The organism is Spirosoma sp. (genome assembly GCF_026391055.1).
In the GTDB taxonomy this organism is placed as follows: domain Bacteria; phylum Bacteroidota; class Bacteroidia; order Cytophagales; family Spirosomataceae; genus Spirosoma.
Genome location: NZ_JAPLET010000020.1, coordinates 107633 through 131302 on the forward strand (window position 1 = coordinate 107633; position 23670 = coordinate 131302).

The following is a 23670-nucleotide window of genomic DNA, read 5'->3' on the forward strand; positions in this document are numbered from 1 at the left end:
TACTGTGACGGGGGATTTTTCTTTACATTCATTAACGTCATGAAAACCAAACTACTTGTACTCGTGCTTCTCTTCGTAATAAACGGAGCAATGGCACAACGATTGAACCGATTTCAAAACAGCCAGACGGTCGATTCGTTTTTTTCGTTAAAAAGCGTTCGTAAACACCCGCTTGTTCTGGCGCATCGGGGCGGGCCCGGTCCATCCGATACGGAAAATTCTATTGTGACATTTGCCAAAACGGCGCAAAAACTTCCCGACGCCATCATAGAGATGGATGTGCGCATGACCGCAGACAGCAGTTTTGTACTGCTTCACGACGCCACATTAGATCGCGAATCGGACGCAAAAGGGGCCGTTGCAGAACGAACCTCGACTGAACTAGCTAACGTCAAACTCAAAACGATGTCTGGAGCGCTGACAGAACAGTCTATACCAACATTTACAGATGTACTGAACTGGAACAGTAATAGGTATATGCTGGCCTTGGATGTAAAACCTGGAACAGACCCGCTTAGGGTGATGAAGGAAGTAGAAAAGCACCGGGCCGTGCATTCGGTTTTCGTTATCTGTTACTCAATGGCCGAAGCACAGCGCGTTCGGGCCCAATATCCAACGCTTTGGCTGGCTGTAGGCGTAAATAGCGCGGCTGATTTGGACCGGCTCGAAACAAGTCAACTTGCGTCCGACCGACGATTGATTGCGCTGACTCCTCAGAAACTTCAGCCTGTTTCGTTCTACGAAAGGCTTCACAAACTCGGGGTTCTTGCTTCTGTTGGTACATATGGTGCCACACAATTGGATGAAAAACCGATGACGGAAGCGGCTGGCGGCTATCGGGAAGTATTCCGGCAAGGTGGCGACATTATTACCACCGACCGACCGATTGACGTATCCATTTTATTTTAATTCATTAACCACTGTATGCAGTTCGCCCGACTGTCAGTTTACCTGATTCTTTTTGTAGGATTTTCAACACAGGCACAATGGATAGGAAAACCACTGCCCGTCTGGCATATCGGTCAGCTCGATATTCATCATATCAATACCGGTCAGGGTAATGCTACATTCATTGTGCTGCCTGACGGAACAACACTTTTGGTCGATGCGGGTGCTATAAATTCCCACGACTGGCGAACGAATATGCCCAGAAACATTCCAGTGAAGCCCGGCAATGACCGTCAGGCTGGCGAATGGATTGCGCGTTATGTACGGAATGTGCTGCGTTTTCAGGCTAACCCTGTCCTTGATTATGCCATCATCACGCATTTTCATGATGACCATATGGGGACACCGGCACACGTGACAAAACGTGGGAAAGGCGGGTACGTGTTAACGGGCATTACTGAGGTAGGCGAATACATTCCTATTCGTAAAGTACTGGACCGGGGCTGGCCGGATTACAGTTATCCTCGTCCATTTGACGCTGATTCAATGGTCATCAACTACCGTCGGTTTCTTAATTGGCAGGTTAAGCACAAAGGTCTGATTGCCGAGCGATTTGCCGCCGGATTAACGAATCAGATTACGTTTGTTAAACAACCGGAACTGAACAGGAAGTATCCGGTGGCTATTAGAAACCTGATGGTTAACGGAGCCGTGTGGACGGGTGACGGAGACAAAATACGATTGCTATTCCCTGACCTGAACACGCTGAAGTCGACCGAGTATCCAAATGAGAATATGTGTAGCATTGCATTTCAGCTTCGGTATGGCAAGTTTACTTACTTTTCAGGTGGAGACATTCAGGGCGTTCTTCAGTTTGGGGCACCTGCCTGGCACGATGTTGAAACACCGTTAGCTAGCGTCCTTGGGCGAGTTGATGTGCAACTGCTTGATCACCACGGATATGCTGACTCTGAAAATGGGGCACTGCTGGCAAGTTTGCAACCCCGCGTTTTTGTGATCCCAGCCTGGGCATCGTCTCATCCGGCGCCCGATGTACTCGGGCGCCTTTTCTCTGAAGAAATTTATTCCGATGAGCGGGATGTGTTCGCCATAAACCTGCTTCCAGAAGCAAAAACGGCTATACATGATTTGTTGCCGCGATTGAAAAGTCAGTCAGGACATGTTATCATACGGGTTGAACCCGGTGGAAAATCATACCGGGTTATTGTACTGGATGACAATGACGAAATTTATACCGTGAAGGCAATTTATGGCCCGTATAAATCGAAATCTTAATTAAGGCAGCACCGTCGACCCCCCTTTTTTCCTGTTTATCTTCAGCATGTCTGTTCCGGCCTGATAGCCTTGTACGATCATTCGGCCAATGTCGTCGGAGGTAAACTTCATCAGATTAAGGGAAAGCGGTTCGGTTGGGCGAATGATTGTCAGGTCCAGTTCCCGCCCGTGGAGGTGTTCCCGGCTGGCAAAACGCTCGGCCCAGGCAATATCATTGTTTACCAACTGATTAACCGTAATGTCTTTAACCCTGTCCATGAGGTTCAGCAGGTTACGGTAGTTGAACTTTTCGTTGTAGATTTTCTTTGCATGACATGCAACACAGGCAATTTCTGTAGCTCCATCCTCAATGGCTACCCGTAGGGGCGCTACTTCCCGTAACCCACCATCCAGAAAGGCCCGCCGGTGGTCGCCCCCAATTTGCACAGCTGGCATCAGGAAGGGTAGCGAACTGCTGGCGTATACATAATCCAGGAAATGAGGGTCATGGGCATCGGCATAGCACATGTCGCCTTCGATAATATCGACAGCCCCAACTTTAAGTTTCACCGGCCCCGTTTTAAGCGCTTCGACGTCTATGGTATTTCGAATCAGATTTTGAATTGGAGAATTATCCAATAAGCCATCAAAACGGCTCATAACCGTATCATAGCCCATCCGGAAGCGTGAACGAATAACTGCTACATCGTCGGGTTTGGTGATGTTCCGAATCCAGAATTCAATTAAAAACTTACCAACTTTTTCCCAGTCAACACGTCCGGTTGCCGCTTGCTGACGTGCGGCTTCGTGGGCAATAAAAGTAGCGTTCAGACTGCCCACCGAAATACCATAAAGCTGATCAGGAACAAAACCTGACTCAAAAAGAGCCATTACGGCCCCTACCTGAAATGCTCCTTTAAGTGACCCCCCGCCCAGGACGAGGGCTCGCATGGACGACTGGGGCGTGGTAGAAATAGACGCCGGATGGGGAAGGGGCGGGGTAGGGTTATCAATCATATACACCTATAGCAGGTAACGTTATAACATCAGAAGTGTGGAAAGTTGATGTTTTTCAACTAATAATCAAAACGAATTGACACACGGATAGTTATGAAACCGACGCCCTGTTTTCTAAAACGCTTTTTCGGCGTCTGCACTTTCCTTACTATACTTGCTGGAAATTTAGTCGAGAGTCATTATTATAGGCAATAGCCTGCGCTTCCTGCTTATTGACTACGACTATTGACTGATAACTTCTTCATGGCTATTACCGTCGCCGAGATACAAGCCCCGATTGCTGCTGAAATGGACTTATTTGAGCAGAAGTTTAAAGGGCAAATGAAAAGCGACGTCATGCTGCTTGACCAAATCATGAATTACATCGTGAAGCGGAAAGGCAAGCAATTGCGTCCAATGTTTGTGTTCCTGATGGCCGGTGTGTGCGGTTCCATCACAGAAGCTACTTATCGTGGAGCGTCGTTAATTGAGTTACTCCATACCGCCACGCTTGTTCATGACGACGTGGTTGATGAGTCGAACTATCGCCGGGGTTTTTTCTCCATCAATGCACTCTGGAAAAACAAAGTAGCTGTGTTAGTGGGCGACTATCTGCTGTCGCGCGGGCTGTTGCTATCGGTCGATAACAACGACTTCGACCTGCTTCGAATAGTGTCCACTGCCGTGCGGGAGCTGAGCGAAGGTGAGTTATTGCAGCTCTACAAAGCCCGTCGGCTCGACATAACGGAAGATATATACTACGAGATCATTCGGCAGAAGACGGCTTCGCTTATTGCCGCCTGTTGCGCCGTAGGTGCAAGGTCGGCTGGTATCAGCCCTGAAATTGTTGAGAAGGCCCATGCTTTCGGCGAGAAAGTTGGCATTGCATTTCAGATCAAAGACGACCTGTTCGATTATGGTACGGCTGAAGTGGGGAAGCCGCTGGGTATTGACATCAAAGAGAAAAAGATGACCCTGCCCCTTATCTATGCCCTAAACAGTGCGGGTTATCTGGAAAAACGCCGAATCATCAATATCATCAAGAACGAAAGCGAGAAGCCGAAAAAAGTTAATGAGGTAATCGACTTTGTGAAAAAATCCGGTGGTATCGAGTACGCCACCGGGGCAATGAACGACTACGTTGCTCAGGCTCAGGCACTATTAAATGATTTTCCCGATTCTACCTATCGCTCCTCCCTTCACAAGCTGGTACAGTACACAATTGATCGGAGTAAGTAAGCCAGTGTTAGTATGTAGGAGTTGGGAGTGAGGAGTTGCTGACGCCAGCAGTATGCACGTGCCAGCAACTCTTCACTCTTCACTCTTCGCTCCTAATACTGATACTTTCTCACTTCCCACTACTTTCTTACTCTTCTCCCCAAACAAGCGATGATAGTCTGGGCTTTCGGTGTTCATCCATTTGTCCCAGAAGGTAAAATAAAGGCCGTAGTTAAACCTGAACTGGGTGTGGTGAAGACTATGGTGGGTTGCTCCAATGAGCCACCGGCCCAGCCAATGCCGATTAAAATCCTGCGGATAAATTTCTGTATTCAGGTGATTTATGGCACTTGATAGGGTCATGATCATCAAAATAAGCCCTACTGCCGATAGGTGCAGCGGTAAAATAAACGTGAGAGCCGGAATGACGATTGCTTGTAAGGTGCTTTCGGTTGGATGAAAGGAAAAAGCGGTCCAGGGTGAGGTTGTAATGCTGTCGTGGTGAGTTTTATGTACCAATTTATAAATGCCCGGTCGGTGCATCCACCGGTGGAGCCAATAGTAGTACGTCTCATGAATGAAGAGGACCAACAAGATACTGGCCGGATACCACAGTAGGGGATAGGCATGTATATCGGTATAAATCCGGGTATAGCCAAGCTGGTAGGCGTAGATGACCCCAATTGCAATACCCGTAAAAATCAGCGATGTAACAACCGACCAGCCTATTTCGCGCCAATCTTGCCCAGCTTTCCGGGGACGCGTCTGAACTGCCCGGTGAGCAAATTGCTCTTTTAGGGAAACGTTGAACAGCCACCAAAAACCCAACGAAAAAAGAACGTAGCGTCCAAAAATAGCGATAAAAAAAAGTAAAGCCGTCAGCCCTACCGTAGCTGGACTTGTTAAGTAAATCATAGAGTACAAAAAACGTATTTGTCCGATTAATCTAACCGGCAAAGCGTGTTAGTGCCTGACTAACTGATAACCAATACGAGTTATAAGCCTATAAGGTTTCATTAAAATGAGTTTACTGTCCCTTAATTTAGTCCCTTCGTTGACCGAACAATTTGTTTGTACATTTGCCGAAGTCTTTCAATTATTTTATAAAAACGGCTTATGCGCCTGATTATCCCTGTCTTTCTGGTGTCAATGGTCTCTATCACGACCTTGGCACAACCTAAGAAAACGTTTCCGGGTACCGCGAAATCTGTTACGTCTGCTCAACAGCCTGTGCCGGGTAAACGGCTGGCAAAACCCAAACTTGTAGTTGGAATCGTTGTCGATCAAATGCGGTATGATTACTTATACCGCTATTACAACAAGTTCAGCGCTGGTGGTTTTCGCCGAATGATGGACGGTGGGTTCAACGCCCGAAACAACCATTATCATTATGCCGCGACTTATACCGGTCCTGGTCATGCCGCTATTTATACAGGTTCGGCTCCTGCATTGAACGGTATTGTTGGGAATGATTTTTACGAGCGAAACATTGGCCGTTTGCTGTATTGCGCAGAAGATACAACCGTTAAGACTGTTGGAAATACGGGTACAGCGGGTAAAATGTCGCCCCGCAACTTGCTCGTTACCACCATCGGCGACCAACTGAAACTAGCCACCGATGGTCGGGCTAAAGTTATTGGAATTGCTTTAAAAGACCGGGGCGCTATTTTACCCGCTGGTCATGCGGCCAATGCGGCTTACTGGTACGACTCCAAAGATGGCAATTTCATCAGCAGTACATTTTATCAGAATGAGTTACCGCAGTGGGTACAGGCTTTCAATGCCCGAAAACTGTCTGATAAGTATCTTAGCCAGACGTGGGAAACGACACTGCCCCTAAACCAGTATACAGAAAGCACGCAGGACGATGAACCTTACGAGACTGTATTAGCCGGTGAGACGAAGTCTGTTTTTCCACATGCGTTTGCCATTCAGGCGGGTGGTAGCAAATATGAACCCCTGCGCACAAGCCCTTACGGGGATGAAATCACGAAAGAGTTTGCACTGGCAGCCCTTAAAGAGGAGAAACTAGGGCAAGGCGATGTAACCGATATGTTATGCGTGAGTTTTTCATCGCCCGATTATATTGGCCACGCGTTTGGTACACATGCTATTGAAACCGAAGATCAATACATTCGGCTGGACCGCCAGTTGGCTGATTTATTCAATCAACTGGATGCGAGCGTTGGTAAAGGGCAGTGGGTAGCGTTTTTATCGGCCGACCATGGTGTTGTCGATGCACCCGGTTTTTTGCAACAGTATCGGATTCCGGCTGGTGTACGGGGCTACGGTGAGATTGGTGAAGTGGTAAAGTCTACTCTCGAAAAGGCATATGGACCCGGGCAATGGGTACTTTCGTACATGAATCAGCAGATTTATCTCAACCATGCGTTGCTGACGGAGAAGAAGGTCGCTATGCAGGATGTTTACGCACTGCTTCGCTCGGTGTTACTCAAGCAAAAAGCGGTGGTTAACGTTGTCAATCTTCATAACCTCGGCGCAGAGGCATTGCCCGCATTACAGGAAAACCTGTTCCGGAATGTGTATCATCCTAACCGTAGCGGTGATTTTTATGTCATGCAGCAACCCGGTTGGCTTGAAGGACGTAATAAAGGGACAACCCACGGCACAACCTATGCCTACGATACGCACGTACCATTTCTGCTTTACGGATGGGGCGTTCGACCGGGGCAAACGCTTCGCCGGACACATATCCATGACATTGCTCCAACCATCACCGCTCTACTCGGTCTGCTGGAGCCAAGCGGCTGTATCGGTAACCCCGTAGAAGAAGCGATTAAGTGAGGAGTTGGAAGTGAGGAGTTGCTGACGCACGAATACTGCTGGCGTCAGCAACTCCTCACTCCTAACTTTTACCTTCTACATCAAAACTTACTTCTTTAAAGGCGAAATAACGAATCTGGCCGTTGACCTGAATAGCGAGTCGGCCGTAGGGGTCTATCCCGGTAATAGTGCCTCTAAACGATTGTCCTTCGCTTTCAAAGCGGTGTTCTTCCTGAAAGCGATAAAGTATTTGCAGGTAGTTGATCTTTAGTGTGTCGCGCTGGCCCGCCAACAATTGCAGATAACGTTGTTCCAGAGTCTCACAAAGCCTGCTAAGTAGTCCTGGCAGATCGTAGGTATTGGGTAAAGGGGCCAATGCCTGCAAGGAAGTGGCGGTCGAGTAGCCGAAGTCAATCTGATTTACATTAAGACCTATACCAACTACCGACCAGGCAATACTATAGCCATGCAGCGTATTTTCTATCAATATTCCTCCTAATTTCTGATTGCCGACGTAAATGTCGTTTGGCCATTTGATGCGGAGTAAGGGTCCGACAAGAGGTTGGAGCGCATCGTATATGCCTAAGGAAATGGCTATGTTCAACCAAAATTGCTCGGTAGCCATCAAAAATCCGGGTTTCAAAATCAAGGAAAAGGTTAGATTTTCACCTGCTTTGGCTTCCCACTGATTACCCCGCTGCCCCCGGCCAGCGGTTTGATTGTCAGTTATGACAACTAGTCCTTCATTCGGGTCGATTTGTGCAATCAAAACGGAAGCTTCGTCGTTAGTTGACTGACAGCTTGGCAGGTATTGGATAATTTGCCCAACAAAAAGCGTTTTGGGATGGATTTTGTACAAAATAATATATAATTTAGTAGTATAGAGAGCCAATGTATGGTGCCGGGGAACTCAACACCCTAATATTGATTATGTACCCGCTAACTGGCTTATCGTGCAATGTTAAACCGAAAGCATGAGAATTAACAAAAATAGTGAGTTTACAGCCGAGCAGATACGTGATTTCGTAGTTCGGGGAATGCAGGAGAAAAAAGCACAGGATATTGTTGTGATGGACTTGCGAAAAGTAAAAAACGCAATCTGCGATTACTTTGTCCTCTGCTCAGGAAACTCCGACACACAGATTGACGCTATTTCGACCTCCATTGAAGAAGAAGTTTATAAGGCCAGTAAGCAAGATCCGTGGCATAGGGAAGGAAAGCTGAATCGGGAGTGGATTTTGCTTGATTATGTGGATGTAGTTGCTCACGTGTTCAAGAAAGACAGACGCTCGTTTTATGACCTTGAACAGCTTTGGGGCGATGCAGAAATCAGTTTGATAGCAGACAACGATTTGGCAGTTGCCTCCTAGAGAAAATTTGCCGGGCCGTTTAAACATACCATTTAAACGGCCCGTTTATGGGGCTGACGAACCGTCTGTCCTAACCGTTTCGCGATAGAAACAATCAACCGCAAAACGGTGTTACCCATGTAATCCGTTAGTACAACCTGAGGAAATGGCAGAAAATAATAATAGAAATCCGTTAGTACCCCGTGGTGGGCCACGTAAACCCAATTTCCAAGGCTGGATTGTTGCGTTGCTGATTGCCGCTATCCTTGGCATTACGTTCTTTAACAGAAGTTCGGCTACCCAGGAAATTTCGCAAAAGCAGTTTGAGCGTATGGTCAAAGATCATGAGGTTGCCGAGGCTATTGTCGTTAATGACAAGATCGCCGAAGTGACGCTTACGCAACAAGCCGCTCAGAGTCCCAGATACAAGAATCGATTTGCCGATAAGCCCTATTTTGGAAACAATCAGGGGCCACATTTTCAGTTTCAGATTGCCTCTGGCGAAACGTTCAAAAAGGATTTGGACCAACTCCAGCAAGGGCAACCCGACAACGAAAAAATCGACCTTAAGTTCGAGACCAGAAGTGACTTCGGTAGCATCATCAGTACTTGGGGTTTCCTGATCGTGATGATACTGGCCATGTATTTCCTGCTCGGACGTATGTCAGGAGCCGGTGGACCCGGTGGGCAGATTTTCAACATTGGAAAATCTAAGGCTGCTCTGTTCGACGCTGACAACAAGGTAAAGATCACGTTCAACGACGTTGCTGGCCTTGACGAAGCGAAGGAGGAGATTAAAGAAATCGTTGATTACCTGAAAAACCCAACCAAATTCACGAAGCTGGGTGCGAAAATCCCCAAAGGTGCTTTGCTGATAGGCCCTCCGGGTACAGGTAAAACTCTGTTGGCAAAAGCCGTAGCCGGTGAAGCGGGTGTTCCCTTCTTCTCCCTGTCGGGTTCCGACTTCGTTGAGATGTTCGTTGGTGTGGGTGCGGCACGGGTGCGTGACCTGTTTAAGCAGGCTAAAGAGAAAGCACCCTGTATCATCTTTATTGATGAGATTGATGCGGTAGGTCGTTCACGTGGTCGTGGTTCTATGCCCGGTGCAAATGATGAGCGGGAAAACACCCTAAACTCATTACTTGTAGAAATGGATGGTTTTGCCACCGATTCGGGTATCATTATCCTGGCTGCAACCAACCGCCCTGATGTACTGGACTCCGCTTTGCAGCGTCCTGGCCGTTTTGACCGTCAAATCAGCATCGACAAGCCGGATATTATTGGTCGTGAAGCTATCTTCCGGGTTCACCTGAAGCCGATTAAACTGGCTGCTGATGTTGATCCTAAAGAGTTAGCGGCTCAAACCCCTGGCTTTGCGGGTGCAGAGATTGCCAACGTTTGTAATGAGGCTGCGCTTATTGCTGCTCGCAGTGATAAAGAAGCCGTTGACATGAAAGACTTCCAGGACGCAATGGATCGTGTGATTGGCGGTTTGGAAAAGAAGAATAAGATCATATCTCCGGAGGAAAAAGAGATCGTAGCTTATCATGAAGCTGGTCACGCAGTGGCAGGATGGTATCTTGAACATGCCGACCCCCTCGTGAAAGTGACGATAGTACCGCGTGGTGTAGCCGCTCTGGGATATGCTCAATATTTGCCCCGTGAACAGTACTTGTATCGTACTGAGCAGCTTATGGACGAGATGTGTATGGCGTTGGGTGGCCGTGCTTCCGAAGATTTGATCTTTGGTAAAGTATCTACCGGTGCGCTGAGTGATCTGGAGCGAATTACCAAACTGGCTTACAGTATGGTGACGATGTATGGTATGAACGACAAAATTGGTAACGTATCTTTCTATGATTCCAAACAGTCGGATTATAACTTCAATAAGCCTTATTCAGAAGAAACAGCCAAGCACATTGATGATGAAGTTCGTAAGATTGTCAGCCTAGCTTACGAGCGTACGAAAAACCTGTTGACTGAACACCGCGATGCTCTGGAAATTCTGGCTAAAGAGTTACTTGAAAAAGAGATTCTTTACCAAAACGACTTGGTTCGTCTGATCGGTAAGCGTCCATTTGAGCGTGAAACGGTTTATCAGGCCTACAAGAACAAAGGAGTAGCTGAAGAAGTGAAGGAAGAGATCGGCAAGGAGTCAAAACCTGCCGAAACGGAACCAGAATCGCTTCCGATTTAATATAAGTAAAGAAAAGTAAAAAAGGTCTCGTGTTTGCACGAGACCTTTTTTACTTTTTACCCAGCTCAATAACCTGCATGTCCAGAATACGACCGGCGTCGAGCGAAAAGCGTAAAATGGTGCGCATTTTGTGAAAACCCGTTTTGCCAGCTGCGCCAGGATTCATAAATAATAAATTATTTATGGCTGGATCGCGAACAACTTTAAGAATATGCGAATGGCCACAAATAAAAATATCGGGTCGATTTGCCTTGAGTTGTGGGCGAGTGGTTGGATTATAACTGGGGGGAGTTCCGCCAATGTGTGTCATCCAAATGTCGAGCCCTTCCAGCGTAAAACGTTGGTTCAAGGGTAACTCAATTGATTCGTTGTCAATATTACCACATACAATTCGTAAAGGGCGAAAGCGTTTTAAGGCATCGGCGACCTCCATGTTTCCAACATCACCGGCATGCCATATTTCATCGCAAGCTTCAAAATGAGTGAAAACCTGCGGGTCCAGATAGCTATGGGTGTCGGATAATAGTCCTATGCGAGTCATTTAACAAGTAGTGCGTTAGTAAATCCGTAGGAGGGTACTAACTTATTTTCCCAAAATTAGCTCTTTCATCTCACTGCGTATCTTCTTTTTGTCAATTTTACCAACGCTGGTTTTAGGGATTTCTGTAACAAAAAGTATACGGTCGGGAACATACCATTTGTGAAGTTCGCCCCGTTCCACTTTGGCCAGTAAACCTGCTTTTATCCCTTCGGCCTGTAGGGTGTAACCTGGTTTCTGCACGATAATCGCATGTGGACGCTCACCCCAGCGGTCGTCCGGCAAGCCAATAACGGCCGATTCGGCTACCCCCTCGATCTGCGAGAGAACATCTTCCATATCCAGCGAAGATACCCATTCACCCCCGGTCTTAATCACGTCTTTGGTACGATCAGCAATAACTACCCAATAGTCGGGCGTGATACTGGCGACATCGCCTGTATGAAGCCAGCCGCCTTTCCACAGATCAGCACTTCGTTCGGGGTCTTCGTAATAGCCTTGGGTAAGCCAGGGGCCACGGGCTACAATTTCACCTAGTGAATGGCCGTCATGTAGAACGAAATTGCCGTCGTCATCCATCAGCCGCATCTCAATAAATGGCGATATCCGCCCGGCACGAGTCCGTAGCTCAATCTGCTCTTCCGGTAATAGTTGTTTTTCCTGCTCATTTAAATAACCGACTGCCATAACCGGAGCTGTTTCTGACATGCCGTAGCCCGACATGACCGTAATGCCCAACTCTGTTGCTGCTTTGGCAAGTCCTTTTGTAAGAGCCGAGCCACCAATAAGCACTTTCCACCGGCTAAGGTTCTGTTTAAATTTTGGCGCGGCCGGGCTACTCACCAGCATATTCAGGATGGTAGGCACACAATGGGACAGGGTCACGCCTTCGGTGATAAGCAGGTTAAGCAGCACTTCCGGTTCATACCGGCCGGGGTAAACCTGCTTTGCTGACATCATCGTTGCCAGAAAAGGAAATCCCCAGGCATGTACGTGAAACATGGGTGTGATGGGCATATAAACATCCGTAGAGCCTTTAAATGGCATGGCTTCATAACCGATGATATATGTCAGAAGGCCCATCGTATGCATGAACAATTGTCGGTGTGAAAAATAAACACCTTTTGGATTGCCTGTCGTCCCAGTTGTATAGAAGGTGGTTGCCCAGGTATTCTCGTCGAAGTCTGGAAATTCGTACTGGTCCGAAGCCCCTTTGAGCAGGGCTTCGTATTCGCCCGAAAAGCCTTCCGGTAATTCAGCAAGTGATTTAGTCCCCGAGGTACCGGTGTATACTTTATCACTTAGTAGAACATACGTTTCAACGGTGGTTAGTTGAGGTTTTATCGCAGCCAGGATCGGAAGGAAATCCTCATGGATGAAAACGACTTTGTCCTGAGCGTGATTCATTGTATACAGAATCTGCGACGGTGACAGCCGGATGTTTATCGTGTGCAGTATGGCGCCAGCACTGGTAACGCCCAGAAAACATTCAAGATATCGGTGGCTATCCCAGTCCAGGACAGCTACTGTGTCGCCCGGTTTCACCTCTAAATCAATCAGAACGTTGGCGAGTTGCCTGACACGTTGATTAAATCGGGTGTAATTCATTCGGAAAAGATTCCGGTAGACTATTTCGCGCTGGGGTTCATATCTAAGTGACTGTGCGAGCAGGTTTTTTATGAGTAAAGGGGGCTCGTGAGCTTCGGTAGTGCGGGGGATAAGCTTTGTCTGAATCATAATGCCTAATTATATTATTTAACAAATGGATAAGTCGAAGGTAGAATTGAATAATTGAAAGAAAAAATGGTGTAGCCTAAAAGGACTGTAAGCTAAGGGTTCACTGTATTCGATGCATAAAAAACCAGCTAATCTAACAGATCAGCTGGTTGAAGGAATAAATTCCAATATGTATAAAAGCGGTTATCTACAAGAGTAGCCCGGCTATGGTAGCCGACATATAACTTGCCAGCGTACCGCAAATAAGTGCTTTAAAGCCAATGCGTGCCAGATCGCTTCGGCGTTTTGGCGCTAGTTCGCCAATGCCACCCACCTGAATAGCGATCGAACTGAAGTTGGCAAAGCCACACAGAGCAAAGCTAACGATAGCGATTGTTTTGGGGTCAAGTGTCTGCTTTATCTTAACTAAGTCCAGATACGCAACAAATTCATTAACTACCATTTTTGTCCCCATCAGGGCACCAGCGGCTTCGATGTCTTTAGCTGGTACGCCCATTGCCCAGGCAAACAGAGAGAAAAGTTTACCAAGCAGGTAGTTAAGGCTCAAGAAATCGACGTTGAAAATGTAGAAACCTATGCGGAACATCAAGCTATCGATCAGTGCGATCAGAGCGATAAAACCAATCAGCATGGCCACTACATTGAAACCTACTTTAAGTCCTTCGCTTGCTCCGGCGGCAATGGCATCAAGTAGGTTCGCATAAATTTTCTTGATTTCAACTTTAACCGTTCCCTGGGTTTCCGAAATCTGTGTTTCCGGCATCACGATCTTACTGATTACCAGTGCCCCCGGTGCAGCCATAATGCTGGCCGCCAATAGATAGGGAGCAGGCACGCCCAGAGAAATGTAAACCGCGAGTACACCCCCGGCAATACAAGCGAACGAACCGGTCATGCTGGCGAGTAGCTCAGAGTTGGTCATGCCATTGAGGTACGGCTTGATCATGATCTGCGCTTCTACCTGCCCAACAAATGTACTAGCAACGTTGGACAACGCTTCGGCTCCACTCACGCCCATCAACCATTTCATAGCCTTGGCCATCACCGCTACGATGCGCTGCATGATGCCCAGGTGATAAAAAATGTTGACCAGAACGGCTACAAAAATGATGGTTGGAACGACCTTGAAGAAGAAAATGAAGCTGTTTTCTGGACCAAACGCCTTTGTAAGAATATCAGGTCTCACCAAAGAGGAGAAAACAAACTCGGCACCAATGTTGGCTTTTTGTAGCAATCGATCAACGTAATAGCCAAGACTCTGAAAGAGACGTTGTCCAATGTCCGTTTTTAAGACGAAAACAGCCAGACCAAATTGAAGCGCAAGACCTACCCCAACAGTACGATAATTAATGGCTTTACGATTATCAGAAAGGGCGTAAGCAATGCCCAGAATTAAAACAATGCCAATTAGGCCGGTAAAACGCTCCATTCAGTGACGACACAATTACAGTTAGGTTGGCGAATATACAAAAAGAAGGGATGGGACGGGTCTATAAAAAAACAAGCCTAAGCAAAACGGGGAGGTTTGACGAATATTATTCGTCAAACCTCCCCGTTTTGCTTACTACCGGATTAAATATTAGCGATAGCGCGCTCGGCTCCTTCCTGATATTCTTCCTCAATTTGAGCCACCTCTGCAGGCTTAAGCTCACCGTCGAAAAGGCGGGCATCCATCACTTCTTTTTCTGTAATTTCGAAGAAACGCTGGTGTATACTAAATGGCTCTCCCGTGGTTGGCACTTCACATTTTTTGAAGTCACCATCCTCCTTCAGTTCATAAGCGTTGACGTTATCTTGAAGATTATACTTCAGAATTAAAATAGATTGCTGTTTTACACGCGGATCGGCCAGATAAAATAACGATTCAATGCGCCGGTCAAAACTACGAACCATGACGTCGGCGCTTCCGCCATATACTTTCGGGTCGCCGTTGTTATGGAAATAATAGATACGGGTGTGCTCCAGAAAATCACCCACAATGGAGCGAACCGTAATGTTTTCGCTGAGTCCGGCCCGGTGGGGGCGCAAACAGCAAATACTACGAACAATGAGCCGGATGGGCACACCCGCCTGCGATGCTTTGTATAATTCGTCAATAACCAGTTTATCCTCCAGCGAATTGACCTTAATGCAGATGCCGCTTGGCAAGCCATGCTTCGCATTTTCGGCTTCCAGGCGAATCAGTCTTAGCAACTGTTCACGCATGTCGCGGGGGGCCGTAATCAGGTATTGGTATTCGTTTGGTACCGAGTGTCCTGTAATTACATTGAAAAACTCTGAGATATCGTGCGTGTAGGTTTCGTTCGTGGTGAGCAGCCCTATGTCGGTGTAGAGCTTCGAAGTATCTTCATTATAGTTACCCGTAGCCATGTGGGCATAGCGCACCACCCGGCTGCCTTCGTTCCGAACTACGAGCAGTAGTTTGGTATGCGTTTTAAAGCGACTGATACCGTAAATGACGAAGCATCCCGCTTTCTGCAGCCGCTGCGCTTCCCGGATGTTATTTTCCTCATCAAAACGCGCTTTTACTTCAAACAATACAGAAACGTGTTTGCCGTTTTCGGCGGCTTTCAACAGGGCTTCGGTAATGCGGGAGCGCTTGGCTAAGCGGTAAACGGTGATCTTGATAGCCAGTACATTTGGATCTTCGGCAGCTTGTTCCAGCAACTGAAGTACTGGTTCAAAATTGTTGTAAGGATGGTGTAGCAGCAAATCACGCTGTTTGATCAACTCAAAAATATCATCGGTTTTGTCGCGGCCTACCCCAAGTGGCTGCACCGGTGCGTGGGGGAGGGGCATGTCGTCTTTAAATTCCGGATTACCGATGATTTGCCACAGGGACGAAAAGTCGAGGAGGGTGTGCGATTCGAAAATGTTCAAATCATCAATTTCCCAGCGCTTCTTCAACAGATTCAGCATCCAGGGAGAACTGATCGTAGATTGGCTACCCGCAGCACTGCCTTCTGTCTCTATTTCAACCCGGGTAACCCGGCCCAGACGCCGGTTTTTTATTTTCTGCCTGACTTCATCGATAAAATCGACTTCATCATCGTCGTTTTCATCCAGTGTAAAATCGCCGTTTCGGGTAATGCGAAACAAGTTCACCGACAAAATTTCGACGTTCCGGTACAGCTTTTTAATGTTGTGTCGGACGATTTCCTCAATTGGGATAAAAACAATAGTATCCTCTCGTTCAAAAGACAAAAAACGGGGGAGGTTAGCCGGAATCTGAACGAACGAAAGCCGTTGCCGTTCGTCTTCATCTTCAGCCCGTAAACTCTTGATTTCGACGTCGTCCGGATTCTGAGTGACAACACCGAAGATGAGCACTTTCGCCAGCAACACCGGAAATGTATGCGTGTAGTCATACAGCATCGGCGTCAGCGTGGGGTAGATCGCCCGATCGAAGTAATTGGTTGCCTCTGCCTGTTCTTCGGCAGTAAGGCTGGAATGCGTTAGCAACTGAAGACCATTTTCAGCAAAAAGCGGTAATAACTGTTCAGAAAAAACGGTCTGCTGTTCCCTGAAAAACTTATGAGCGGTTGTGTACAGCGCTTTCCGAAATGGTACTTCGCGCAGTCCTGAGTAATCGACGCGTTGTTTATGGTAGTCGAGGTAATTATATAGACTACCCACGCGAATCATAAAGAACTCGTCCAAATTCGACGCCGAAATCGCCAGAAACTTCAGCCGCTCCATAAGGGTACGATTGCTTAGCGGTGGCTTCGTATCACGGGCCTGGTCCAGAACTCGCTCATTGAACTTGAGCCAACTTAAATCACGACTCAAGTAATTACTCTGGTCGATGACGCTGGTAACCTTTTCGCTAACTTTTGCCATTTTGTCTGTCCCCTGCGCAGGCGTATTGACCTGTTTATTGGTGAAACGGGAAACTAAGTTACCCAATATATTTCGGTTTGAGTTTAGGGAGTAACGCATACTGTCTACAGAACTGTGAAGTAAAACAAAAAAGCGGACTAAAGAGCCCGCTTTATGTTATCATTCGGTTAAACATCCACTCGGGCGTATTTTGCGTTTCGTTCGATGAATTCTCGTCTGGGGGCAACTTCATCACCCATCAGCGTCGAGAAAACGTGGTCGGCATCAGCCGCCGACTCAACGGTCACTATTTTTAACGACCGGGTATCTGGATTCATTGTGGTGCTCCAGAGTTGTTCGGCGTTCATTTCGCCAAGGCCTTTATAGCGTTGTACGCCAACATTTTCTTCCCGACCGCTGCCTGCCAGTTCTTTTACCGCGGCTTCGCGCTGGGCTTCGGTCCAGCAATAGCGCTCTTCCTTTCCTTTCTTAACCAGGTACAGCGGGGGCTGAGCAATGTAAATGTAGCCATTGTCGATCAACGCCTTCATGTTGCGGTAGAACAGCGTTAAAATGAGGGTACGGATGTGGCTGCCATCTACGTCGGCATCGGTCATGATAATGATTTTATGATACCGGAGTTTATCCAGGTTCATAACGGTCTCATCGTCCTTTTTCTCAAGACGTACACCGAGGGCAGTCCAGATATTTTTTATCTCTTCGTTTTCGTAGATTTTGTGTTCCATGGCCTTTTCTACGTTCAGAATTTTACCACGGAGGGGCAAAATTGCCTGAAACGCCCGGTTGCGGCCCTGTTTGGCCGTTCCACCGGCGGAGTCACCCTCTACAAGGTACAACTCACACTTTTCCGGGTCGGTGTCGGAACAGTCGGCAAGTTTGCCGGGCAGGCCCATACCACCCATAAAGTCTTTGCGCTCGGTCATGATGCGCTTGTAGGCCAGATCGGCCGCAATACGTGCCTGAGCTGAAACAAGCACTTTCTTAACAATACCTTGAGCGGTTTTAGGGTTTTCCTCCAGCCATGTTTCGAGCAGGTCAGCCATTGTCTGGCTTACGGCACTCACTACCTCCTGGTTACCAAGCTTTGTTTTGGTCTGCCCTTCAAACTGCGGTTCCTGAACTTTCACCGAGATCACAGCGGTAAGCCCTTTGCGGAAATCTTCTCCGCTAAACGTTACTTTACCCGAATTCTTGGGTAGGACGCCCGGATTTTTGTCGGCATAGTTTTTCAATACCCGTGTTAAGGCTGATCGGAAGCCCTGAACGTGCGTACCACCTTCGTGGGTGTTAATGTTGTTAACATACGATAGGACGTTCTCACCGGCTTCGTAGTTGTACACCAGGGCCACCTGAACGGGTGTAGCCCCTTTGTTATTTTCCATGTAGATGGGTTTCATCCCATCGAGGGCGGGGCGGGTTTCATCGAGAAACTCAACAAATTCGACCAGGCCACCTTCCGAAAAGAAATCGTTCTGACGAACCGGTTCACCTGTTTCATCAACTTCGCGCATATCCTTGAGGAAGATATGAATGCCTTTGTTCAGGTAGGCTAGTTCACGCAGTCGACCGGCAACCGTGTCGTACTTATAAACGGTTTCGGTGAAAATGCTACTGTCGGGCTTGAAGTGTGTGGTTGTACCCGTGTCAGTCGCTTCACCAATGATTCGCACATCATACTGAGGAATACCGATTTTGTATTCCTGCTCAAATATTTTGCCTTCGCGGTGAACCTCAACGCGTACGTCGGTCGAAAGGGCATTGACGCAGGAAACGCCGACACCGTGTAAGCCACCCGAAACTTTATACGTGTCTTTGTCGAACTTGCCGCCAGCATGGAGTATGGTCATGGCGATTTCCAGCGCCGACTTACCCATTTTGGTGTTAATTCCCGTTGGAATACCCCGCCCGTTATCTTGTACTGTAATCGAATTGTCAGGATTGATGGTTACGCTAATCTTATCGCAGTAGCCTGCCAGCGCTTCGTCAATGGAGTTATCAACGACCTCCCAGATTAAGTGGTGAAGACCACGCACACCTACGTCGCCGATATACATGGATGGGCGTTTGCGAACGGCTTCCAGGCCTTCTAATACCTGGATATTATCAGCACCATAATTGCTCTTGCTTGTGTCAACGGGAGCGTCTGCTTCAACTAGTTCGTTGGTCATACGGAATGGGCGCGTGTCTGAAATTTGTTGTTTTATGCTTAAAAATAGCCTGTTTATACAGGTCTAACAGATTGTAAAAATACAAAAAAAATTACTCATTTCCAATGCCTTTTCTTTAAGAAAAACTTAATGTGCGAAAAAAATGCCTGAACAGCAGTTGCGCTCATAGATAATGCCTCAGCGTTGATTTTTAGGGCTTTTTACGGCAGATATAAGCAGGTTGTGAGATGGTATGAATGATGGAAAAATAAAGAAATCGGGCTGATATTTTTCTGACGTACGCTTTCTAAAAAAAGTATTATTAAATAGTATTGTTTAGCATGATTTTGTTTGAAATTTGTCGGCTTCCTGTTCAACAATCGATAAGTAATTAATTGTAAAATATTAACAGAGCTGCTTCCATGAAAACAGTAAAAAATAAAGCCGGTTCAGAATGAATCGGCTTTGGTGAAGGTCTGACATGCGTTTTGTTAGTCTTCCGGAAACGGAATGTAAACAAAGCCTGCAAAGTCACCATGCACAACAAACAAGCAGCAATATTCATCAGCCGCTTTATAGTTCTCTTTCCATAAATCAAGTGACTCTGTACCAATTAATTCGCGCTGAATGAACTCGTCGACAAACGAGGCCTTGTAATTCCAGTGATTGCCTAGTTCTTCGGCGGCAATGAGTAGTTGGCCCATGGGTACATCGCGACGTGATGCAACGAATATTGGATAATCAGAAAAACCACGTTTCCTGATTTGATAAGAGGCTTCTTTCAACTGGTCAGCCACTTTCACAAAGTCCGACGAGATTTTGCCCATCAGCTCTTTGTTGACATCGTACGAGTTAGCGTCGTCAAGTAATGTGTTTTCGTTGCTGTGGTTAATCATTTTTTTAAGGAGTTAGGAGTCAGGAGCGAGGAGGACTGACGTGACGCATACATTTGGTGACGCCGGTCAGCCCTCCTCGCTCCTGACTTCTCAATACTGTTTTTAAAATCTAGCTGCTAGCAAGAGGTCCAGATCTTTAAAGCGCATGTTGAACTTACGTGCGATATAGGCGTTGGTTAGCGTACCGTTGTGGGTATAAACACCTTTCATAAACCAACGGTTCGCGTACATCATCTGTTCAATGCCGCCGGTTGTGCCGGTTTCGAGTAGAAAAGGCAGGAAGATGTTGCTCAGAGCCATGCTGGCTGTATACGCTACGCGGGCGGCAATGTTGGGCACGCAGTAATGAATTACACCCATGTGCTTAAAGGTCGGCTGCTTGTGCGTAGTCATACGGGACGTTTCGAAGTTACCTCCCTGATCGATGGACACGTCAATAATTACGGAATCCGGTTTCATCCGTCCAATCATTTCTTCCGTGACAACCACCGGGCTCAGGGCATCGTCGGCCCGCATCGCACCAATCACGACATCGGCTCGCTGAATGGCTTCAGCGAGGGTGTCGGAGTCAATAATCGAGGTGTACACATGCTGGCCAACGGCATATTTGAGCCGCTGAAGTTTATACAGATGTTTGTCGAATACCTTTATATCGGCTCCCATACCCAGCGCCGTTCGAACGGCGTATTCCGTAACCGTTCCGGCACCGAGCATAACCACTTTTGTTGGTGGAACGCCCGTTATACCACCCAGGATAATGCCTCGTCCGTTATCTGCATTGCTTAGGTATTCACCGGCAATAAGCATGACGGTGCTCCCGGCAATTTCACTCATTGAGCGAATTACGGGGAGGTTACCCCCTTGATCCTCAATGAATTCGTATCCGAAAGATGTTAAGTTTTTGCTGTTTATTTTCTCAAAATAAGACCGGTCATGAACGGGTAAGTTCAGGGCCGAAATTACAGTGCTGCCCGACTGAACGTGCTCAAATTCATCGTCGACAAGCGGCTCAACCTTTAAGATGAGATTAGCCTCATACACCTCTTTGGGCGAGCGGGCAATTTGTGCTCCTGCCTCGCTGTATTCCGTATCGGAGAACTTGGCCTTCTCTCCGGCACCTTGTTCAACGATCACGTTATGGCCATTACGGATGAGGATAGACACCGCTTCGGGTGTGAGTGCGATACGGTTTTCCTGAAGCGATACCTCTTTCGGTAAGCCTATAAGTAGACTATTTCGATTGGTCTTCACGGCCAATGGCGCTTCTTTCGGGTATAGGGCCGTTTGTTTGGCCAGTTCCTCAAATCCAGTCACTTGTAAAAAGTTTACGGTTTATGGTATTCGGTGTATCGCATTCCGTTTATGGCCTACGAACAGTAAGCTCGCCCTGAATCGGATGCTCTAACCTACTCCACCAGTACAGTTTTCACAGTTCGACGGCCTGCTGTGTCTGCCGAAATGTGGATCTGATAATAGGTAGCGGGCCAGAGAGATGCAATCCGTTCCGGCCATTCGATAAAGCAATAGTTGCCTGAATCCATGTATTCTTCCATCCCAATATCCAACGCTTCTGCTTCGTTTCGAAGCCGGTAGCAATCGAAATGATAAACCGGATGTCCTTCGTGTGTGCTGTACTCGTTGACAATTGAAAACGTTGGACTTTGCACCATACTGAGCACGCCAAGTGATCGGCAAATGGACTTGATAAGGGTTGTTTTACCGGCCCCCATATCGCCTTCAAACAGCCAGACCGGATGTTCCCGGCCTTCCGCCAGTAGTTTACGGGCCATCGTGTCGAGTTCATCAAGGTGGTCAATATGAATAATCATAGCGTTATTTAGCAACAACCGGCAAAGATAGAAATTTTTAGATGGTCTGGTTGGCTCACATTGGTCGACTTACAACAAGTCGATGGGTTTACAAGAAAAAGTGGTCGATCGACAAGTTGTACTTGCCAAACGACCACGGAAAAAGCAATGACTTACACGGAAAGAGGCCTTCGCTTATGGGTTAAGAATTAATAGTTTGGGTTTTGCTTGAGTACGGGCTTGCCATTAATCGCGCTGTTTGTTATTTCAAGAAGCGGGATAGGGTAGTACTCGTGCTTACCTTTTACGAAAGTGGCTCCGGTGAAATAGGGGCGTAACCGGGCTTCTCGCTGCATATAAGCGTTCAGCACCTGATCGGCAATGCCCCATCGAACGAGGTCAAAGAAGCGATGCCCTTCCAGTGCCAGTTCGAGACGAGTTTCGAAACGGAGGGCGTTACGCGCTACAGTTGCATCGGTCCAGGGTGCCGTATACTCACCGATGACATAGCTGGCCGCGTTGGTACCATCCGCTTTTTTTACAAAACCGTCGGGGTTCGCGGCCCGCTTCCGGACCTGGTTCACGAGTGCGCGGGCTGGTTCCAGATTACCCAGTTCTATTTCGCATTCGGCCAGCATCAGCAACACGTGCGCGTACCGGATCAGGCGGGTGTTGTTGGCATTCAGACGTGAGTTGTTGGCAAAGGTGTTGGTGCCCACATCCGAGCGGTAGAACAGGTGCTTTTTGGCAATGTAAGGACCACCGTTGCCCTGATCGCGGATCCAGGGTTTACCCGGCATGAGGCCCCAGTCAAGAAAAGGGATATCCCGACGGCCAACTGTCCAGTCTAAGCGAGGGTCCAGATTACCGGTAAAGGCTGTGAAGGGCTGATTCCCTTCTATCCCCTGGTCACTGGTTACGTCGGAGTCGTTGAAATTAGTGAGCAGCGGCAGGCCATTAGCGTTTGTTTTGTAGGCATTGACCAGGTTCTGTGAGGGCTGGAAGAAACCACAGCAGGTAGTTGGCCCGGCATAGGGGTAGTTCAGGGTGGCACCGCTGTTTCCATTTTCGCCCCCGCCAGCACCATCATTTACCGAGTTTTGTGCCTCCAGAATCGACTCAGCGTTGTTGTTCATAGCCGCGCGGAAATTGTCGTGATACCGCTCCATCAATCTGTAACGGCCACTGTTGACAATAGCTGTCAACAAAACTTTGGCATCAGCCCAGTTTTTCTGATACATTTCAGCTTTGGCGAGCGAGGCTGCAGCGGCCCATTTGGTTGCCCGGCCCGGCTGAGACTGTGTGCTAGGCAGATTTTCGTACGCAAACTTGAAATCTGATTCAATGTTAGGCCAGATATCTTTATCGTTTGGGATTTTGGTGCTGTTCGGGTCTTCTGGATTATAGGTTTTTTCGTCCAGGTACGGCACCAGATTAAACATCCGTTTGGCTTCGAAGTGGTACCAGCCGCGCAGGAAACGAGCCTGCGCCCGAATCTGTACTTTCTCGGCATCGGTGAGTTCCGTTGTTTTTTCAACAACACGTAAGACGTCATTGGCACGGGCTACTCCGTCGTAAACGGTACGCCACTTACCCCGGAAGTGTGAATTATCGGATAGGATATTTTTTATCTCGATAAACGTGATTTCCGGTTGGTCGCCGGATGTCGACCCTTTATAGGCGTCATCTGAGGCTACACTACCATAAATCCAGTTATCGGCCGAGCCATGCCATGACGTTGCGCCTGATCCGACACCGTCGAGCATAGAATAAGCACCAATGAGCAGGAAGTTAACGCCCGCCCGGTTCTGTAAACCGCTTTCATCGAAGACAGCCGGGGGTTTTACTTCCAGAAAGGATTCTTTGCAGCCTGTCACCAATAAGGCTGTCAGTAATGCAGAAGTTAGAAGTGTCTTTTTCATTAGATTAGAATGTATGACGAATGATGCACCGGAATGACCAGTTCTTTCAGGACGTGGTCATCTTCGTGTTACATT

The 23670-nt window shown here is 47.6% G+C and carries 18 protein-coding genes; 6 read left to right on the top strand and 12 right to left on the bottom strand.

Translation table 11 applies throughout. The features are described 5' to 3' along the window. Nucleotides 1-39 precede the first annotated feature (39 nt). Both NT073_RS13325 and NT073_RS13330 read left to right on the top strand, forming a co-directional pair. Nucleotides 40-909: a glycerophosphodiester phosphodiesterase family protein gene (locus NT073_RS13325; protein WP_297374101.1), complete on the top strand. Its 870-nt coding sequence runs from the start codon at nt 40-42 to the stop codon at nt 907-909. A gap of 15 nt (nt 910-924) precedes the next feature. After that, on the top strand, nt 925-2184 hold the full coding sequence (locus NT073_RS13330) for a hypothetical protein (protein ID WP_297374104.1): 1260 nt from the start codon (nt 925-927) through the stop codon (nt 2182-2184). Here NT073_RS13330 and NT073_RS13335 read toward each other — a convergent pair whose 3' ends face one another. Then, nucleotides 2185-3180, bottom strand: a complete 996-nt coding sequence (locus NT073_RS13335) for a patatin-like phospholipase family protein (RefSeq protein ID WP_297374107.1) — start codon at nt 3178-3180, stop codon at nt 2185-2187. It abuts the gene before it with no gap. Between the two features lie 243 nt (nt 3181-3423). Here NT073_RS13335 and NT073_RS13340 point away from each other — a divergent pair, with 243 nt between their 5' ends. Then, the gene (locus tag NT073_RS13340; protein WP_297374109.1) at nt 3424-4398 is read left to right on the top strand and encodes a polyprenyl synthetase family protein; all 975 of its coding nucleotides are present in this window, start codon (nt 3424-3426) and stop codon (nt 4396-4398) included. Nucleotides 4399-4470: 72 nt separating this feature from the next. Here NT073_RS13340 and NT073_RS13345 read toward each other — a convergent pair whose 3' ends face one another. Further along, nucleotides 4471-5292, bottom strand: a complete 822-nt coding sequence (locus tag NT073_RS13345; RefSeq protein WP_297374112.1) for a sterol desaturase family protein — start codon at nt 5290-5292, stop codon at nt 4471-4473. Between the two features lie 201 nt (nt 5293-5493). Here NT073_RS13345 and pafA point away from each other — a divergent pair, with 201 nt between their 5' ends. Beyond that, nucleotides 5494-7182 carry an alkaline phosphatase PafA gene (gene pafA, locus NT073_RS13350; RefSeq protein ID WP_297374116.1) on the top strand — a complete coding sequence of 563 codons (1689 nt, stop codon included), beginning with the start codon at nt 5494-5496 and terminating at the stop codon, nt 7180-7182. Between the two features lie 61 nt (nt 7183-7243). Here the strand turns inward: pafA and NT073_RS13355 are convergent, their stop codons facing one another. Beyond that, nucleotides 7244-8020, bottom strand: a complete 777-nt coding sequence (locus tag NT073_RS13355; RefSeq protein ID WP_297374119.1) for a biotin--[acetyl-CoA-carboxylase] ligase — start codon at nt 8018-8020, stop codon at nt 7244-7246. 115 nt (nt 8021-8135) lie between these two features. Between NT073_RS13355 and rsfS the strand changes: the two genes are divergently transcribed. Both rsfS and ftsH read left to right on the top strand, forming a co-directional pair. After that, nucleotides 8136-8531 carry a ribosome silencing factor gene (gene rsfS, locus NT073_RS13360; protein WP_012927541.1) on the top strand — a complete coding sequence of 132 codons (396 nt, stop codon included), beginning with the start codon at nt 8136-8138 and terminating at the stop codon, nt 8529-8531. Nucleotides 8532-8676: 145 nt separating this feature from the next. Beyond that, nucleotides 8677-10707 (top strand): ATP-dependent zinc metalloprotease FtsH, encoded by a 2031-nt coding sequence (ftsH, locus tag NT073_RS13365; protein WP_012927540.1) that lies wholly within the window; start codon nt 8677-8679, stop codon nt 10705-10707. Nucleotides 10708-10756: 49 nt separating this feature from the next. Here the strand turns inward: ftsH and NT073_RS13370 are convergent, their stop codons facing one another. From NT073_RS13370 to NT073_RS13410, 9 genes are all read right to left on the bottom strand, one after another. Beyond that, complete coding sequence (locus tag NT073_RS13370) at nt 10757-11248, bottom strand: metallophosphoesterase family protein (protein WP_297374128.1); 492 nt, start codon at nt 11246-11248, stop codon at nt 10757-10759. A gap of 42 nt (nt 11249-11290) precedes the next feature. Further along, nucleotides 11291-12982, bottom strand: coding sequence for a fatty acid--CoA ligase (locus NT073_RS13375; protein ID WP_297374131.1), 1692 nt, complete (start codon nt 12980-12982; stop codon nt 11291-11293). A 187-nt stretch (nt 12983-13169) separates the two neighbouring features. Next, nucleotides 13170-14411, bottom strand: a complete 1242-nt coding sequence (locus NT073_RS13380; RefSeq protein ID WP_297374134.1) for a nucleoside transporter C-terminal domain-containing protein — start codon at nt 14409-14411, stop codon at nt 13170-13172. 143 nt (nt 14412-14554) lie between these two features. Further along, a complete protein-coding gene (gene ppk1 / locus NT073_RS13385) occupies nt 14555-16921 on the bottom strand; it encodes a polyphosphate kinase 1 (protein ID WP_297374138.1) in 2367 nt (788 codons plus the stop codon). 68 nt (nt 16922-16989) lie between these two features. Then, a complete protein-coding gene (gene gyrB / locus NT073_RS13390) occupies nt 16990-18990 on the bottom strand; it encodes a DNA topoisomerase (ATP-hydrolyzing) subunit B (RefSeq protein ID WP_297374140.1) in 2001 nt (666 codons plus the stop codon). A 470-nt stretch (nt 18991-19460) separates the two neighbouring features. Next, nucleotides 19461-19865, bottom strand: a complete 405-nt coding sequence (locus NT073_RS13395) for a hypothetical protein (RefSeq protein WP_297374143.1) — start codon at nt 19863-19865, stop codon at nt 19461-19463. 102 nt (nt 19866-19967) lie between these two features. Next, nucleotides 19968-21179: an alanine dehydrogenase gene (locus tag NT073_RS13400; RefSeq protein ID WP_297374146.1), complete on the bottom strand. Its 1212-nt coding sequence runs from the start codon at nt 21177-21179 to the stop codon at nt 19968-19970. 92 nt (nt 21180-21271) lie between these two features. Then, the gene (gene tsaE, locus NT073_RS13405; protein ID WP_297374149.1) at nt 21272-21694 is read right to left on the bottom strand and encodes a tRNA (adenosine(37)-N6)-threonylcarbamoyltransferase complex ATPase subunit type 1 TsaE; all 423 of its coding nucleotides are present in this window, start codon (nt 21692-21694) and stop codon (nt 21272-21274) included. Between the two features lie 188 nt (nt 21695-21882). Next, the gene (locus NT073_RS13410) at nt 21883-23595 is read right to left on the bottom strand and encodes a RagB/SusD family nutrient uptake outer membrane protein (protein WP_297374152.1); all 1713 of its coding nucleotides are present in this window, start codon (nt 23593-23595) and stop codon (nt 21883-21885) included. Nucleotides 23596-23670 lie beyond the last annotated feature (75 nt).